12 protein-coding genes are annotated in these 16,009 nt (G+C 54.6%); 4 read left to right on the plus strand and 8 right to left on the minus strand.

Annotation, left to right across the window (positions count from 1 at the left end):
• Positions 1 to 10 precede the first annotated feature (10 nt).
• Positions 11 to 793 carry a DUF4123 domain-containing protein gene (locus R1T46_RS18080; RefSeq protein ID WP_317306446.1) on the minus strand — a complete coding sequence of 261 codons (783 nt, stop codon included), beginning with the start codon at positions 791 to 793 and terminating at the stop codon, positions 11 to 13.
• Positions 786 to 2,852: a type VI secretion system tip protein VgrG gene (locus tag R1T46_RS18085; RefSeq protein WP_317306447.1), complete on the minus strand. Its 2,067-nt coding sequence runs from the start codon at positions 2,850 to 2,852 to the stop codon at positions 786 to 788. The genes R1T46_RS18080 and R1T46_RS18085 overlap by 8 nt, the downstream gene beginning before the upstream one ends.
• Positions 2,853 to 3,033: 181 nt before the next feature.
• Between R1T46_RS18085 and R1T46_RS18090 the strand changes: the two genes are divergently transcribed.
• Positions 3,034 to 4,059: an NADP-dependent oxidoreductase gene (locus tag R1T46_RS18090; protein WP_317306448.1), complete on the plus strand. Its 1,026-nt coding sequence runs from the start codon at positions 3,034 to 3,036 to the stop codon at positions 4,057 to 4,059.
• A gap of 26 nt (positions 4,060 to 4,085) precedes the next feature.
• Here the strand turns inward: R1T46_RS18090 and R1T46_RS18095 are convergent, their stop codons facing one another.
• The 5 genes from R1T46_RS18095 to R1T46_RS18115 are packed head-to-tail and all read right to left on the minus strand — an operon-like array spanning position 4,086 to position 9,997.
• Positions 4,086 to 5,051: an NAD(P)H-quinone oxidoreductase gene (locus tag R1T46_RS18095; RefSeq protein ID WP_407070137.1), complete on the minus strand. Its 966-nt coding sequence runs from the start codon at positions 5,049 to 5,051 to the stop codon at positions 4,086 to 4,088.
• Between the two features lie 32 nt (positions 5,052 to 5,083).
• Positions 5,084 to 6,196: a DUF3524 domain-containing protein gene (locus tag R1T46_RS18100; protein WP_317306450.1), complete on the minus strand. Its 1,113-nt coding sequence runs from the start codon at positions 6,194 to 6,196 to the stop codon at positions 5,084 to 5,086.
• A 15-nt stretch (positions 6,197 to 6,211) separates the two neighbouring features.
• Positions 6,212 to 7,942, minus strand: coding sequence for a sugar phosphorylase (locus tag R1T46_RS18105; RefSeq protein ID WP_317306451.1), 1,731 nt, complete (start codon positions 7,940 to 7,942; stop codon positions 6,212 to 6,214).
• A gap of 1 nt (position 7,943) precedes the next feature.
• Entirely contained in the window at positions 7,944 to 9,164 is a 1,221-nt protein-coding gene (locus R1T46_RS18110; protein WP_317306452.1) for a glycosyl transferase, read from the minus strand.
• A 29-nt stretch (positions 9,165 to 9,193) separates the two neighbouring features.
• Positions 9,194 to 9,997: an HAD-IIB family hydrolase gene (locus R1T46_RS18115; RefSeq protein ID WP_317306453.1), complete on the minus strand. Its 804-nt coding sequence runs from the start codon at positions 9,995 to 9,997 to the stop codon at positions 9,194 to 9,196.
• A 298-nt stretch (positions 9,998 to 10,295) separates the two neighbouring features.
• Here R1T46_RS18115 and R1T46_RS18120 point away from each other — a divergent pair, with 298 nt between their 5' ends.
• The 3 genes from R1T46_RS18120 to R1T46_RS18130 all read left to right on the plus strand — a co-directional run bounded on the left by R1T46_RS18120 (position 10,296) and on the right by R1T46_RS18130 (position 14,365).
• Positions 10,296 to 11,750 carry a protein adenylyltransferase SelO gene (locus R1T46_RS18120; protein ID WP_317306454.1) on the plus strand — a complete coding sequence of 485 codons (1,455 nt, stop codon included), beginning with the start codon at positions 10,296 to 10,298 and terminating at the stop codon, positions 11,748 to 11,750.
• Positions 11,751 to 12,069: 319 nt separating this feature from the next.
• Positions 12,070 to 13,026, plus strand: a complete 957-nt coding sequence (locus tag R1T46_RS18125; protein WP_317306455.1) for a reverse transcriptase domain-containing protein — start codon at positions 12,070 to 12,072, stop codon at positions 13,024 to 13,026.
• Position 13,027: 1 nt separating this feature from the next.
• Complete coding sequence (locus R1T46_RS18130) at positions 13,028 to 14,365, plus strand: AAA family ATPase (RefSeq protein ID WP_317306456.1); 1,338 nt, start codon at positions 13,028 to 13,030, stop codon at positions 14,363 to 14,365.
• A gap of 52 nt (positions 14,366 to 14,417) precedes the next feature.
• On the opposite strand, the gene R1T46_RS18135 is transcribed toward R1T46_RS18130, so the two are convergent.
• Positions 14,418 to 15,932 (minus strand): fumarate hydratase, encoded by a 1,515-nt coding sequence (locus tag R1T46_RS18135; protein ID WP_036206052.1) that lies wholly within the window; start codon positions 15,930 to 15,932, stop codon positions 14,418 to 14,420.
• Between the last annotated feature and the right edge of the window lie 77 nt (positions 15,933 to 16,009).

A 16,009-nucleotide genomic window follows, 5' to 3' on the forward strand; every position in this document is an offset into this window, starting at 1 on the left:
TCATCCTCAATCAGTGTGCGCCCTGCAATGCCTCACGCATCAGGGCTTCATGTATGGTTTGCACGTGTTCCGGAGACAGCTCGGTGATGGCGTCACCGCTGGTCAACCGCCGTAAATGACGTTCAACTTTCTGGCGGGCGATGGGCTCAGGATACCTAACCAGGGGCGTCTGCTTTTTCTTGCCAAGCGCCGAAACCGTATTGTCCACCAGCTGCCCCCAGCACAGGGCTGCAATTTTCTTCAGAGCTTCGGCGGGCAGAACAAACCATGGAAACTCTTCTACAGGTTTGGCGGTATCCGGGGCACCCGGGTGCTCAATGACCTCGCCTCCAGGCAACACCACGGTTGCTATCGGCCCCATCAATTGGGCGCGGCAGGTCTCATCAACGCTTTCCAGAATCGCGCCAAAATACCGTGCGTCCCAATAGCGAAAGAACACCTCTTGCCGGTCTGGCAGGAGAATCTTGGTCAGGCTGCGGATGTGGCTGAACACCTCCTCCAGCGTGGCGTTACTCACTAATCCCCAGCCCCAGTCGGCACTGTCGGATTCGTCGATCCAGCCCAGGAATGCGCTTGTTTCCGTTACCTGTGCCAGGAATGGCATGACTTCGTGCCACCCCGCGTATTGAGTGCCCTGAAACAGCGGAAGGGCGGTCAAGCCATCCATGGCGTAAAAATGACGAACGGGCTTCGAAGCACTGGTGCCACTCAGTACAAGATAGATGGCGCTTTCGGGCCCAGCCTGCTGACGAACATCGTCAAGACGTGTGCAAAAACCTTGCAACTCAGACATCACACACCCCATCTCGACACTTCACGCACTCTTCACAGAAAGGTGCATCCGACATCAGGTTGTTGAACTGTGGTGCGGTGAGGGGCACTTCGGGCAGTGCTGCTGGCTCAATGGCCTGATGGACCAGCGCCTCCAGGTTCTGGGGCATCTCTGCCATCACCACACCCTGCCCGGAACCACTGCCCGGTGACCCACCAGAGTTGATCTTGATACCGGGCCCCGCCAGCGTCACGCCGCTCGGGTCCAGTTTCAGCAGGCTGCCACCGGCGGAGATGGTGAGTTCTGCACCCGCGTCCAGCACCACTTTGGCGCCCGCCTTGTGGTGCACTTCGGTGCCCGCTTCACTTAGCGTGCCCTGGGCGGATTTCTGGTGGAAAGTGCCACCGATGTTCTGACTGCAGTCACCGCCGACAGTCTGTCGCTTCTCACCGTCCACAGTGCAGTGGTCGCTGCCCTTGATATTGCTGAACTCGTTGTTGTCCACCGTTCGGTGGCTTTCGTTCTTAACCACCTCGGTGCGATTGTTTTCCGTCAGCAGGTCCAGGTCTTTCTGGGCATGGACGTAGATCTGTTCCTTGTCCGCTTCGTCCTCGAATCGCAGTTCGTTGCTGCCCTCACCCTTGTGGGTCTGGGTCTTGAGGGTGGTTCTGGTCTTGTGCTCCGGCAGCGCGTACGGCGGCGTGTTGGTGGCGTGGTAGGTTCTTCCGGTAATGATCGGCTGGTCCGGGTCGCCGTCCAGGAAGCTGACGATGACTTCGTTGCCAATTCGCGGTAAGGCCATGAAACCATACTGGCCACCGGCCCAGCCCTGGCTGACCCTGAGCCAGGCGCTGCTGTGTTCATCGTTTTTACTGTAGCGATCCCACGGGAATCGCACTTTGACGCGTCCGTGTTCGTCGCAGTGGATCTCTTCGCCTTTGGGGCCGGTGACAATGGCAACCTGGGGGCCGTCCATCAACGGGCGGTGTTCGACCTGGGGCCGCCAGGTGCGGTCCGCGGGGATGGCGTTGAAGGCGTTGTGGTAGGTGGTGGCGCCGTTGTTGCCATCCTCTTCCAGGGCCTGGGGTTGTTCACCGGTGTGGGTGATGCTGGTGAACAGCCATTCCCGGTTCAAGCGTGGGTTATCGTGGTCGGTGAGCTCGACTTTGGCGCCCACGGTGAAGTCGGGGCGGTTGCTCTGGCCATCGGCGATGGCGGCGTCGTTCCTGAGGGCATCGAGACGGCTTTCGGTAAAAGGCTGGCCGCTGGCGTCCTGTTTGAAGCGGCCGGGGTAATCGTAATGCTGGTAGTCTTCCCGCTGGCCGTCCAGTTTGTCGGCCTGGTGTTCGTGCATCAGGGCGTAGGCGGGGTTCTTGAAGGTGTAATCCTTCATGGCCACGGAGGCGGCTCTGACCCGTTCCCGGTAGCGGAACTGGAAGACGGTACTCTGGCGGGTGCTGCCGCCGGCCCTGGCGTTGTATTCCACCGGCTCGAGCCTGGGGGCGTCGCCGTGGTGGTCGGCGATGATCAGGCCGGGTTGGTCGTTGCCGTCCACATCGCCGTGGTAATAGCGGTAATGCCAGCCTTCTTCGGCGGCCAGCCGTTCGACAAAGGCCAGGTCGCTTTCCCGGTGCTGGACGCAGTATTCCCGTTCTTCGGGAGTGCGTTTCAAATCAAACACGGTGTCGATAAGACCCCGCTCTTCCAGCAGGGTGCGCACGATGGCGTCGGTGGCCTGGGTCTGGAAGATGCGGCTGTTGTGCATCAGGTCGAGGCGCCACAAGGGTGGCTGGACGATGACGTCGTAACGGGTGCGGCGGTGGCCGGAGTCGCCCCGGACAAATTCGTTGATCACGCCGGTAAAGCGCCGCAGCGGTATACCGTCCTGCCACATCACCAGTTCCACAGGCTGTTCCAGCACGTCTTCGGGGGCAATGTCGGGTGAGGTACTGGCCAGTTCCAGCTTGCAGTAGCAGAGCCTGGAAAGGTGCTCGGTCAATTCGAAACGGGCGACCACGAACAGGTCTTTGGGGAGTTGGCCAAGGGTGGCCGTGAACTGCAGTCCGGTTGCCTGGGGCATGTCTTCGATCCCTGAAGATGTCTGGAATTTGACTCAATCTACAAACAGCTCGTCCTGAGCTTCGGTGATTATAACGATCAGCCTGGATAATGTAACCCCGCATTCTCAAAGCCGGGATGTTGACCTCAAAACGAATCTCCTGCACTCTAATCTGGTTTCATTATGCAACCGGAGATGATTTGTGAGCGACCATACCAATCGAGCGGTGATTCTCAAGCAACGCCCCCAAGGCGAAATTCAGGAAGGCGACCTGGCCCTTGAGGAACGGCCAGTTCGCGAACTGAACGAAGGCGAAGTTCTGGCCAAAGTACTATGGCTGTCCTTGGACCCATACATGCGCCCCCGCATGAACGACGCCAAGGGTTACATGGACCCAATTGGCCTTGATGAAGTCATTGTTGGCGAGAGTGTCGCGCGGATTGTCGAGTCCCGGTCAGACGACCTTAAGGTGGGCGACCTGGTGACCTGTTACTCAGGCTGGCAGGAGTATGTGGTGTTCCCCGGCAATGCAGAGATGGTCTATAAGATTGATCCGAAGGACAACGTGCCACTACAGGCCTACCTTGGCGTTGCTGGTATGCCTGGGCGTACCGGCTATTGCGGCCTGATGTACGTGGGCAAGCCGACATCCGGTGAGACCGTTGTGGTGTCAGCCGCGTCCGGCCCAGTGGGCACGGTGGTTGGGCAAACCGCCAGGAAAGAAGGTTGCCATACCGTCGGTGTGGCCGGAGGTCCAGAGAAATGTCGGTATGTGGTGGAAGAGTTGGGCTTTGATGCCTGCGTGGATTATAAAGCCGGCAATCTCGAAGCCGATCTTAAGGCCGCCTGCCCCAACGGCATCGACATCTACTTCGAAAACGTGGGCGGGGCTGTGACCCGTGCCGTTGCACCTTTGCTGAATGCCGGCGCACGGGTACCTATCTGCGGCTTCGTGTCCGCTTACAACGCCGAAGACATGGGCTCAGTGGAAACACCCTTCCACGTTCTCAAGGCGCTGGACCCGGTACCGGAACACCGCTTTTTCCTGGTGACCGAATGGCAGGACAAACACCAGGAAATCACTAACATTCTGACCGACCGGGTGGCCTCTGGCGAACTCAAGTACCGTGAAACCATCGCGGAAGGCCTGGAAAACGCACCGGAAGCCTTCAAGGGTATGCTGAAAGGGAAAAACTTCGGCAAGCAGTTGGTACACATCGCCGATTGATCCGGAAAACCTCCAGGGAAGGAGGTTTAACCGACAACCTGCAACAGCACTTTCCCGGTATTCCTGTTCTCCGCCACATAGGCCATGGCTTCCCCGGCCTTTTCGATAGGCCAGGCACTGTCGATCACCGGATCAATCTGCCGGGCACTGAGCAGTGGCCAGACATGCTTATACAGGGCACTCATAACGTCACCCTTATCCGCCACCGGCCGGGAACGCAGCGTTGAGCCGATCAGGCGATGGCGTTTCATCAACATCAACCCAAGATCCACTTCCGCCATACGCCCGCCCATCAATCCTATCAGGATGATCCGGCCATCCATGTTCAGCACTTTCTGATCTTCAGCAATGTAGTTGCCGCCAACGGGGTCCAATACCATGTCCACCCCGCCCCAGGATTTGATGGCATCGACGAACGAACCATCCTTGCGATTCCAGACACCAGTGGCACCCAGTTTCCTGCAGACTTCGAGCTTATCGTTGTCACCCGCGGTGGCAAACACCGGGTTTCCGAGAGCTGTTGCCAACTGAATGACGGCCGTGCCAAGGCCACTGGCTGCGGCGTGAACCAGTACTTTTTCACCGGGCTTGAGTGCGGCTTCGTGATAGAGATTCAGCCAGGCGGTCGCGAACACCTCCGGAATGGCGGCGGCCTCTTTCAGGGTGTAGCCCTTCGGAACGGGCAACACCTGAACCGCTGGCACCACCACATGGGTGGCATAACCACCGCCCGTAAGCAGTGCGCAGACTTCGTCGCCGGGCTTGAGGTGATGAACGCCCTCCCCCACCCTGGAGATGGTACCGCTGACTTCGAGGCCCAGGATGTCCGACGCGCCGGGCGGCGGCGGATACACACCGGCCTTCTGCATCAGGTCCGCACGGTTGATTGCAGTCCATGCAATATCAATAGCCACATGACTTTCGGGCACCTCGGAAGGCGCTTCATAAGCTTCCCAGCTCAGTGTGTCGCCACTGACTTTGATGGCTCTCATCATCTGCGCTTACTCCGTGTTTTGGGTCAGGCTCAGGATACCGTCTGCTGGCCCAGAGTTGCACTGATCACTTTGTAATATTTCATTTGCAGTTCACTGAGCCGCCAATCTCCGGGCCTACAAGTCTCCGGTGGTTGATGTATTAAGCGGCTTAGCAGACCGGCCGCGGCGTCAGCCTCCGCCGCTGGATTATCCACGTGACTGGCATAGCGTTGCGCCGCTGGTACATATTCCGGGTAGGCCAGCCGGTCTGGCGTCAACGCTACGCAGCCTGATGCCATAGCTTCCAACACCGACAATCCCTGGAAATCATGAAGGGCGGTGGAGATAGCCACATCAGCTTCGCCCAGCAAACGGTCATAATCCGCCCTGCTCTGCAGGTATCCCCAGTTCACTATGCGCTCCCGGTGTCGCTCTCGTATACCACCGAATGCCTCGGGCTCCTTGCGAAACTGCTCCCCTACCACACTCAACCGGAAGTCCTGGCCGACGTCGGCAAGCGAATCCAGCAACAGAGACAGCCGATCTGGCGCCTTGTCGTATTCCCATCGATGGTTCCACAGGAGATGGGGGCACCGAGCGTTGATCGATGTCTCCCTGTCGACAAACAGGCGGTCTTCGATCGGCACAGGAACGACCTGGGATTTCCTGCCAATACCATCCAGCAGGCCATCGGGGAGCCCGTCCGGCATCATTTCCAGGAAGCGGCGGGCGCCATCCAGAAAGCTGTCCCGGTTCCACGCGCTGTTGAACAGCACTTTATCGGCGGCAACGGCACTGTAGAGATTGACGATTTTGGGCTCGGCACTGGAATGCTGCCGGCCGGAATCCGGGTAGGCAAACTGGTTCTCATGCATGTAGAGAATCGTAGGCGTACGCGCCAGATGAGGATGGAACCCCTTCAGGGACGCCAGATCCACCATGGAGGTCACCACCAAGAGATCATAGTGGGCCTTTAGCGCCGGCTCCTGCAGCCAGGTCAGCGCGTTGCCGCGAATTCGCCAGCGGAAGAAGCGGGGCGGGAGCGCCAGCACCTCCCAATCGAAATCGGGCTGGCTGGCCACCAGTTGTTCACGCCAGCGTTGATGGCTGCCGGCGTCGTAGGCGGACAATAGTAAAATGCGGGGCTGAGCTGTCGATGGCATCCGCGCATTCTGCCATCATTCCCGGTTCGACAACCACACACTTTGATAGGGCTTGAGAGTCAGGCTGCCAGACAGATCGTCAATCTTCAGGCCGGAGATCAGGTCCTGCCACTGGTCGGTTCCTATCAGGTTAATGTCTCCAAGAGACACCTGCTGGACCTCATCGGTGATGTTGTGAATGCAGAAGATCGACTGGTCACGACGCATACTCTGGCGCCAGAAGCCGAACAGCTGCAAGCCGAGGTGCAGGGTGAACTGGGTGGCATTGGGGTGGAATGCTGGCTGCTTGCGGCGAATGGCAATCAGCCGCTTGAGCTCGGCGAACACTTTATGGTGATGGCCCAGCGGATCCGCCAGCTCAGCTTCCAAAGTGTCCAGGTTCCACTGCCCACGGTTAATGGAACGCAAGCGACCGGTGTTCTCCACCCGCTCATGGTCGTTCTCAGTGCCCAGCAGGCTGTGGATGTAGAACGCAGGAATCCCTTCCAGGGCCAGCATAACGGTATGAGCGCAGATAAAGCGGTGCAACTGCCAATGGTCAGCACCTTTCTCCGCTGTTCCCTTTAAGGCGTCAAACAGTGCCACGTTCATTTCATAGGGCTGATCCTGGCCATCCGGCGTGCGCCGATAGGAGACTTTACCGCCGAAGGATTCCATGGTGTTGATCAGCCGTAGCTTTTCTTCTTCCGTCAACAGGCCGTCCGTTGGGCGCAGGCCAACACCGTCATGGGAGGCAATGAAGTTAAGGTAGGTGGTGCCCATCTGCGCCGGCGGCATGCTCATCAGCCAGGTTTTCAGATGGCGGCAGTTGCCGGTGACCAGCGTGTTGATCAGCAACGGCGGCAGTGAAAAGTTGTAGATCACATGGGCTTCGTTGGCGTTGCCGAAGTAGGTCAGATTCTCGCGGTTGGGAACGTTGGTTTCCGTAATGACAACGCTCTCGGGGGTGTGGTGTTCGATCAACAGGCGCAGAACCTTGATCAGTTCGTGGGTTTGCTGCAGGTGAATGGACGGCGTACCAACCTCTTTCCATAGAAAAGCCACCGCGTCGAGTCGGAAAATGGTCACGCCCCGCTCGAGATAGTAGCGGATGATGCCCACGAACTCATTCAGCACCTGGGGGTTTGCAAAATTCAGGTCCACCTGATCTTCACTGAAAGTACACCAGACGTAACGTTCGCCATCCTCTGTCTGTACAGCGTTAAGCAAAGGGGATGTGCGGGGCCGGACCACAGCGCTCAAATCGTCCGACGGTCTGGCCTCGAAGAAGTAATCCTTACCCGGATCAATCCGTTTTCTGAAATTCTCGAACCATCGACTGCGGGCGGACATGTGATTGATCACCAGGTCCGCCATCAGTTTGTAGTCGTCAGCTATTCGCTCGATGTCCGCCCAATCGCCATGGGATTCATTGACCGCCAGATAATCCATTACGGAAAAGCCGTCGTCCGAGCTGTAGGGGAAAAACGGCAAGATATGCACGGCGGATACAGTGTCTTTCAGGCAGTCGTCGAGAAACTGGTTCAGGGTCCGAAGTGGCTTCTCACCCTTGCGTTGGACGGTGTCCGCATAAGTGATCAGCATGACATCGGCTTCGTCCCAATTGTTCTGGTGGGCCGGGGGCGCCGGGGTCAACGCTGCCAACCCCATGGTTGCGAGCAGCTGATCTGCAAGGAAGCCCGTATCGATTGCCGGGTAAACCACATCCAGCATCGTGGAGAGCTTGTGATGCAGGGTATTGCTCATGCTACCGATACTCCTCGTTGTCCAGCTCCACAGCCTCGAGAAGCTGCTGCTTGATATCCGGAATGGCACTGGTGACGCGATTCCAGCTCGGAATAAACGGTGTGTCCATGGGGTTGTCCAGAAAGTAGGCCCCTGCCCGCATGACATTCTGGGCAAACAACTCCACCGCTTTCTCTTCCTTGTGCCGGTCAAAGCTCAGTCCGTTAATCACCGCATCGCTCTGATAGGTTTCGACAAAGTCCAGGGCAATGCGGAAATAGGCCGCCTTGATGGTGCGGAACTTTTCGTTGGAGAAGATTTCGCCATTGGTGGCCAGCTTGCGGAACAAGGCCTTGCTGATGTCCGTGCTCATTTTGGACAGGCCGCGGCTGGCGTCTTCCGGCGATAACTCCTGATGCTTGTGATCGTAGGTGTCAGCGATGTCTACCTGGCAAAGGCGATTGGTGGCGTAGTTGCGCTTCATTTCAGAAAGCACGCCCACTTCCAGCCCCCAGTCGCTGGGAATGCGCAGGTCGTTGATGACATCGGTCCGGAACGAGAACTCCCCCGCCAGGGGATACCGGTAGCTGTCGAGATAGTCCAGGAAATCGCTGGGGCCGCAGACCTTCTTCAGCGCGCGGATCAGCGGTGTGACCAGCAGCCGGCTGACACGGCCATTCATTGTTCCATCCGCTACCCGGGCGTAATAGCCCTTGCAGAACATGTAATTGAAACCGGGATTGGCCACCGGGTAGATCAGCCTTGCCACCAAGTCACGGGAATAAGTCAGGATGTCACAGTCGTGAAGAGCAACGGACTTACTGTTCCCCGCGGCAAGAACATAACCAAAGCAGTACCAGACGTTCCGCCCCTTGCCCATTTCCGTAGGCGCCAGGTTTTGTTCCCGCAGCTGCATATCCAGCGCCTTCAGTCGGGGGCCATCATTCCAGAGCACGCGCACATGCTGGGGCAGTTCGGAGAAATACGCCAGGGCGTGACGGTATTCCTGCTCGTTGGCACGGTCCAGGCCGATGACGATCTGCTCAAGGTACGGCACCTTGGCGAGTTCTTTCACAATATTCTTGAGGGCCGGACCTTCCAGCTCAGAGTACAGGGATGGCAGCACCAGCGACATCGGTCGCTCTTTGCGGAACTCCATGAGTTCCTGCTCCAGCTCTTCCACCGGCCGTCGGCACAGGTTATGAAGGGTTGTGATGATGCCGTTCTGGTAAAAGTCGCCCATGGCGGCTCTCCTGTGGTTAATACCCGGTTTCAGTAACCGTACTCAATCAGCAGATTCAGCACGCATTCGTTCCACCCCGCCGGGCCGGCCTTGATGGACCGTATCGCCCGGCTCTGTGATGGCAGGGATACGCTTTCGGAGTGAGCGCCCCGTACGACAACCGCGATATCCGCTTCCTCCAACATGTGTTGGTCGTTGGGGCTGTCGCCCAGTGCAATGACAACCAACTGATCCGGTATAAAGTGTTCCCTGTATTTGCCCAGCAAAAACCGGACCCCATCGGCTTTGTCGAAGGTACCCATGGCATGGAGAAAGCGCCCGCCCTGCACCAGGCGGCAGTCGTGTTCATCCAGTTTCTCGCGAAATCTGGCCAGCGAATCCTCGTCTCCTTCCCACAGCAGCGGCTCTGTGCCGGCGCGGTCTTTCGCCAGTTCTGCTTCCGGTTCAGAGAGATTGGCATGCCCAGCCAACTCCGCCGGGCTCATATCCGCAAAACTGCGGAACTGAAAACCCTCAGCCCGGCATTCCGCCAGCAATGCCAACACCTCGCCCCGGGATGCCCCAAAACTCCGCACTTGCTCGGGGCCCGGTCCAAAACAGTTCGCGGGGATAATGACGGCGGCACCATTTTCAACAATGAAAGGCGCCGTGTTTCCCAGTTGCTCCCGCACGGCCCGTATCTCTCCAGCGGTTTTACTGGAATTGAGCACCACCGGAATATTCGACGCCGCCAACCGCTGAAGCGCTGGTTTCGCGGGTGACCAGCCGTAACTGTCGTGGTCCAGAAGCGTGCCATCCAGATCAGAAAACAGGAGCAGTCGGGGTTTAGGCATGGCAATGTCCTCATTACTCATGAAGCGTGATTCGTTTTCGACCTTTTCTTTGAGTTCGCCCTGTTTTGGTGCGACCAGAGAGCGACCCTGTCACTTGTGCTCCTGCGGGGTGCGCCATGTCAATACGCTCTCCATCAAGGGCGCACGCACCATGCAACCGTTCCGGGGCTTGTCGAAGGCCGGAATAGCGGTCTCCCTGTTGGTTGGTGTTGAGTTTTGCAGTTTTTGTACCAATTGGAGTAATGGGCGATGGTTATGTGGTTTGTGAGCGATTGGGGTTATCTGGGACACTGATGCTATGAGCAGCAATCATTTTAAAGTCGAACATCGTTATCTTGAGCTACCGGACAGCTTTTATACCCGGGTGCAGCCAACGCCGCTAAAGGATGCGCGGATGGTGTGTTTTAACCACGATCTGGCCAGGGAGATGGGTTTTCACGCTGAGAACCCCGAGGACTGGACCGGCATCGGTGCAGGGACGGAATTGCTGGAAGGGATGGACCCGGTAGCAATGAAGTACACGGGGCATCAGTTCGGGATGTATAACCCAGACCTAGGCGATGGCCGCGGACTGCTACTTTGGGAGACGACGGGGCCTGACGGTCGACGTTGGGACTGGCACCTGAAAGGGGCTGGGATGACGCCCTATTCCCGGTTCGGGGATGGCAAGGCGGTGCTGCGTTCCACGATCCGCGAGTACCTGTGCAGCGAGGCGATGGCAGGGCTGGGAATTCCCACCACGCGGGCGTTGTTCATGGTGAGCGCGAAAGACCCGGTGCGGCGTGAGTCGATTGAGACGGCGGCAGCGTTGGTGCGGGTGGCCCAGACGCACATCCGATTCGGGCATTTTGAGTTTGCGGCGCATCATGAGGGCGAACAGGCCCTGAAAACGCTGATTGAGCATGTGATTGCCCTGCACTTCCCTCACCTGATCAACCTCCCGGAGGACGAACGCTATCAACGCTGGTATGTCGAGGTAGTTGAGCGCACGGCGCGGATGATTGCCGACTGGCAGGCCGTGGGGTTCTGCCATGGGGTGATGAACAGCGACAACATGTCGATTATCGGGGATACCTTTGACTACGGCCCCTATGCCTTCCTGGACGATTTCGACGCCGGTTACATCTGCAATCATACCGACCAGGGCGGACGCTACGCCTACAATCGCCAACCCAATACCGGGTTTGTGAACTGTCAGTACCTTGCGAACGCGCTGCTTCCGATCATGAACGAGGACGACGTAAGGCGGGGACTACGGCGTTACGAGCTCGCCTACAACGAACGCTTCCTGCAGAACATGCGGGATAAGTTGGGGCTGGCCCAGGAAGACGAATCCGACCTCGGCCTGATTATGGATACCTTCAGCATGCTGCACGAGCACCATGTGGACTACACACTGTTTTTCCGGGGGCTATCCAACCTCACATCGAAAGGCTCTTCGCCGATCCGCGACCTGTTTGTAGACCGCAGTGTGGCGGATGGATGGCTCGAGCGGTATGAACAGCGCCTGCAGTCCGAAACCCGCGCCCACGACGAGCGGGAATACCGGATGCGGAAGGTGAACCCGAAGTACATTCTGAGGAACTATCTGGCCCAGCAGGTGATCCTGGAAGCCCAGAACGGCGACTACGAGCCGATGAAGGAGTTGCTGAAGGTCTTGAAGAAGCCGTTCGATGAACAGCCGGAATTCGAACAATACTCAGCGCCTCCCCCGGACTGGGGGAAGCACCTGAGTATCAGTTGTTCTTCCTGATATGCAACCTACGCCAACAAGACCCATCTGCCACTTGATTTCATAAAGGAATTTGGGTACTTTCTAACCATACTAGCGACTAGGAGTATCTCCAGTCATTAAGCTAGTCACTACGCCGCTTTGAGCAATGTTACACTGGGCGCCGCTCTGATTTCTTTGTCACACATTGAGTCATCGGCGTCGGCTGTAATTTCGGACCATGGAAACCATGGGATGACGCCCACGCCCAAACCTGATTACGCTCTCTATCCTCTAGGTCTTCTTTCCGATACACGCAAAGTTAAGCACTTAGTTCCTCAGCCTAATTAGACCACAATTTATGAAAACTCCCGCTAAGAGACCATTAAAAGAAGCGTTCACATCGACCTTTCACGATAGATATAGCTTCAATCATTTCCTTTCTACGTCAACAACCGGTGAATGTGGCTTCATTGAGCTAAAAAATAAAAAAATAGCCAGCCCAAGCAAGAAACTCAAGGATTTCCATAAATTCGTCAATAAGACGATACTAGAGTTTCTTGAAATCAACGAAGAAGTTGTATTTTCTTATCGAAAAGGAAAAAACATACTTAGTGCTATAGAAAAACATTCACAAAGCACAAATTTTTTTCAGACCGACATTTCCAACTTCTTCGAAAGCATAAGCTTATCCGATGTAAAAAATACTATAGAAGATAACACCACAAAACTGCCTGTCTCAGACATTGAAAACTATATTGACCACATTTCAGATCTAATTACGATTGACGAAAAATTACCGGTCGGATTTTCAACTTCTCCAGTTTTAAGCAACGCAGTTCTATTTAACTTTGACAACGAACTCAATCAATACTGTGAAACTTCCAGCATTCATTACTCACGTTATTCAGATGACATAATATTATCTTCAAATAGAAAAAGCTCGTTAATAGAGGCGTCAGAGAAAATTCAGATTTTACTATCGAAATATTTCTCTGGCCGGATTAATATCAACAAATCAAAAACCAAATTCAACCACAAGGGTAACAGAGTCAAGATACTTGGCATACTAATACTGCCAAATGGAAATGTAACTGTTGACAACTCAATCAAAGAAGATGTAGAAATAAAACTACACTTTTTCTTGAATGACAGGAAAGCTCTAGAGAGCTATTCAGGTCCCGACTTTGAGCACACAATTTCGAAACTATCTGGAACCCTAAACTTTATAAGCACCATTGATAGTCACTACTTAGACAAGCTTAGAAAAAAATATGGTAACACAACGATAGATATGTTCTTACATAAGTCGGTCTAACATGAATATATCCATAGAGATAAAAAATGTTCAGCATATTAAAGCCTTAAACTTCACAGCAGATCTTTCCAAAAACAAGCTGATCTGCTTGGTTGGTAAAAATAGCACTGGAAAAACCACTCTAGTTAGAGCCTTCAAAAACTTATACTCTGCGGATACATTTAAGAGAACAGCTTCTCCATATATATTTTCACAGCAAAGTGAAATCACATACAAATTTGGAAATAATAGTTACGAGTTTAAATTCAACCCAAAAATAAAACTCTTGGATACCAAGGACCTGATACCAAAAGAAATCAAAAATAGCATTTACGTCGAGCTACCTCTTCCTCATGGAGAAAGATTTAACCACTTCCAGAAGCTCGCCAGCATAGATGATGAGCTTCGCTCAAAAATTGCCACCAGAACTTTCAAAACGCCGCATACGATAATAGAGTTTTTAGGAAACATTTACCAATCCGATCGATTTAAAAACCTAAAGTGCGCGAGAATAAAGGGTGATAATTATTATTTTATCCTCCTAGAGGATGACTATTACATAAGGGAAGATTACTTAAGCTCCGGAGAATATTTCATAATCAATCTATTTAAGGCGATAGAGAAAAATAAAAAATGCATCGTTATAGATGAAATCGATTTATCGCTAGATGCGTCAGCGCAGGTAAATTTAATCGATGAACTAAGAGAGTTCTGCCAAAGCCAGCGAGTCAATATAATTTTCACAACACACTCGCTTGCACTGATGAAAACTCTAAGATCTGAAGAACTCCATTTCGTATCGGAAGCTAATGGAAACATCACATCCTCTCCGAAATCATACAATTATATAAAAAGCCTTTTATTCGGGTTCAGAGGCTGGGATCGCTATATTCTTACAGAGGATGATGTACTTAAAAGCTATATTGAGCATATTGCAAGCTTGATCAAACCAACTCCCTTTTTCAAGTATAAAATTATATATATTGGCGGATCAGCTAACGTTACCGACCTTATGAAGAGAAATAAAAAAGATCATTTCCTATCATCTTCGGAGAACGTTATATCGATCCTTGACGGTGATCAAAAGCATAGAAGGCATGTCAGAAATGAAAGCCAAGCCTTTTGCATCCCGTTCGAAAGCATTGAAAAGGATCTATTCGAGCATTACGAGTCAAACTGTCCCGATATCCCCAGAATCGATTTAAGCGATGTTCCTGATAGCAAAAAGGCAAAAAAGTTATATAAACGGCTAATTCAAAACAAATTAATGACAGAAATAGAAATTTTCGAGTTTCTGAACAAAAGTCGCGAACACGAAGTCGGAGAGTTAAAACGCATGCTCACGAGCTTTCTACGCTGAGCAGGGCCATGACGATCAGACTCCTGCTCAGCGCGGCGACTAAAATGTAAAATCACACCGCCTTGGCGGTGATGATCTTCTCGTGCCATTCGGCGGGGCCGGTCTGGTGAACAGAGGAGCCCTTGGAATCCACCGCGACCGTAACGGGCATGTCTTCCACCTCAAACTCGTAGATGGCTTCCATGCCCAGCTCTTCGAAGGCTACCACTTCCGCGTGTTTGATGGCCTTGGATACCAGGTACGCAGAGCCACCTACCGCCATCAGGTAGACAGCACCGAACTCGCGGATGGCATCAATGGCCACCTGGCCGCGCTCGGCTTTGCCGATCATGCCGGTAAGGCCGGTTTTCTCCAGCATGGTACGGGTGAACTTGTCCATGCGGGTGGCGGTGGTGGGGCCTGCGGGACCAACCACTTCCTCGCGCACCGGGTCCACCGGGCCGACGTAATAGATGAAGCGGCCCTTCAGATCCACCGGCAGCTCTTCACCGCGCTCGATCATGTCCACCATCTTCTTGTGGGCAGCATCGCGGCCAGTCAGCATCTTGCCGGAGAGCAGCACGGTTTCGCCCGGTTTCCAGTCTTTCACGTCTTCCGGTGTGACCGTATCCAGGTTCACGCGGCGAACGCTGTCGCCCACTTCCCAGGTAATTTCCGGCCAGTCGTCCAGGCTCGGCGGGGTTTGCAGTGAAGGGCCCGAGCCATCCAGAACGAAGTGTGCGTGACGGGTGGCCGCGCAGTTGGGAATGATCGCCACCGGCTTGTTGGCGGCATGGGTCGGGTAGTCTTTCACTTTCACATCCAGAACCGTGGTCAGGCCGCCGAGGCCCTGGGCGCCAATACCCAGCTCATTCACCTTGTCGAACAGTTCCAGGCGCAGCTCCTCGGAACGGTTGGAGGCACCACGGGCTTGCAGGTCATGGATATCGATCGGGTCCAGCAGCGACTCCTTGGCCAACTCCATTGCTTTTTCAGCGGTGCCGCCAACGCCAATGCCCAACATGCCTGGCGGACACCAGCCAGCGCCCATCTGCGGTACCATTTTCAGCACCCAATCCACCACGGAATCCGATGGATTCAGCATGGCGAATTTTGACTTGGCCTCGGAACCGCCGCCTTTCGCAGCCACATGCACATCCACGGTATTACCCGGCACAATTTTGTAGTGGATGATGGCAGGTGTGTTGTCCTTGGTATTGGTACGCTTGCCGTCCGGATCGGCCAGGATAGAGGCACGCAGCACATTGTCCGGGTGCATATAAGCCCGGCGAACGCCCTCATTGATGATATCGTCCAACGCCATGTCGGCATCCCATTGCACATCCATACCGACCGTCACAAACACCGTAACGATGCCAGTGTCCTGGCACAGTGGTCGCTTGCCCTGAGCACACATGCGGGAGTTAATCAGAATCTGCGCCATGGCATCCTTGGCCGCCTGGGACTCTTCCTTCTTGTAGGCCTCGTGCACAGCCTGAATAAAGTCTTTCGGATGGTAATAGGAGATGAACTGCAGCGCGTCCGCTACGCTCTCGATCAGGTCGTCCTGGCGGATTACGGTGGTCATAGGCGTCTCATCAGGTCTGGTTTGTCTAGTAGGGGTTATAAACTTGTCTAATAAAGGAAGCGCGAAGTTTACCAGAA

This window comes from Marinobacter salarius (assembly GCF_032922745.1).
GTDB lineage: Bacteria > Pseudomonadota > Gammaproteobacteria > Pseudomonadales > Oleiphilaceae > Marinobacter.

Bases quoted from the DNA above. Each gene is read 5' to 3' on its own strand.
- R1T46_RS18080 (WP_317306446.1), bottom strand. From the start codon at position 793: ATGTCTGAGTTGCAAGGTTTTTGCACACGTCTTGACGATGTTCGTCAG.
- R1T46_RS18085 (WP_317306447.1), bottom strand. From the start codon at position 2,852: ATGCCCCAGGCAACCGGACTGCAGTTCACGGCCACCCTTGGCCAACTC.
- R1T46_RS18095 (WP_407070137.1), bottom strand. From the start codon at position 5,051: ATGAGAGCCATCAAAGTCAGTGGCGACACACTGAGCTGGGAAGCTTAT.
- R1T46_RS18100 (WP_317306450.1), bottom strand. From the start codon at position 6,196: ATGCCATCGACAGCTCAGCCCCGCATTTTACTATTGTCCGCCTACGAC.
- R1T46_RS18105 (WP_317306451.1), bottom strand. From the start codon at position 7,942: ATGAGCAATACCCTGCATCACAAGCTCTCCACGATGCTGGATGTGGTT.
- R1T46_RS18110 (WP_317306452.1), bottom strand. From the start codon at position 9,164: ATGGGCGACTTTTACCAGAACGGCATCATCACAACCCTTCATAACCTG.
- R1T46_RS18115 (WP_317306453.1), bottom strand. From the start codon at position 9,997: ATGCCTAAACCCCGACTGCTCCTGTTTTCTGATCTGGATGGCACGCTT.
- R1T46_RS18120 (WP_317306454.1), top strand. From the start codon at position 10,296: ATGAGCAGCAATCATTTTAAAGTCGAACATCGTTATCTTGAGCTACCG.
- R1T46_RS18125 (WP_317306455.1), top strand. From the start codon at position 12,070: ATGAAAACTCCCGCTAAGAGACCATTAAAAGAAGCGTTCACATCGACC.
- R1T46_RS18130 (WP_317306456.1), top strand. From the start codon at position 13,028: ATGAATATATCCATAGAGATAAAAAATGTTCAGCATATTAAAGCCTTA.
- R1T46_RS18135 (WP_036206052.1), bottom strand. From the start codon at position 15,932: ATGACCACCGTAATCCGCCAGGACGACCTGATCGAGAGCGTAGCGGAC.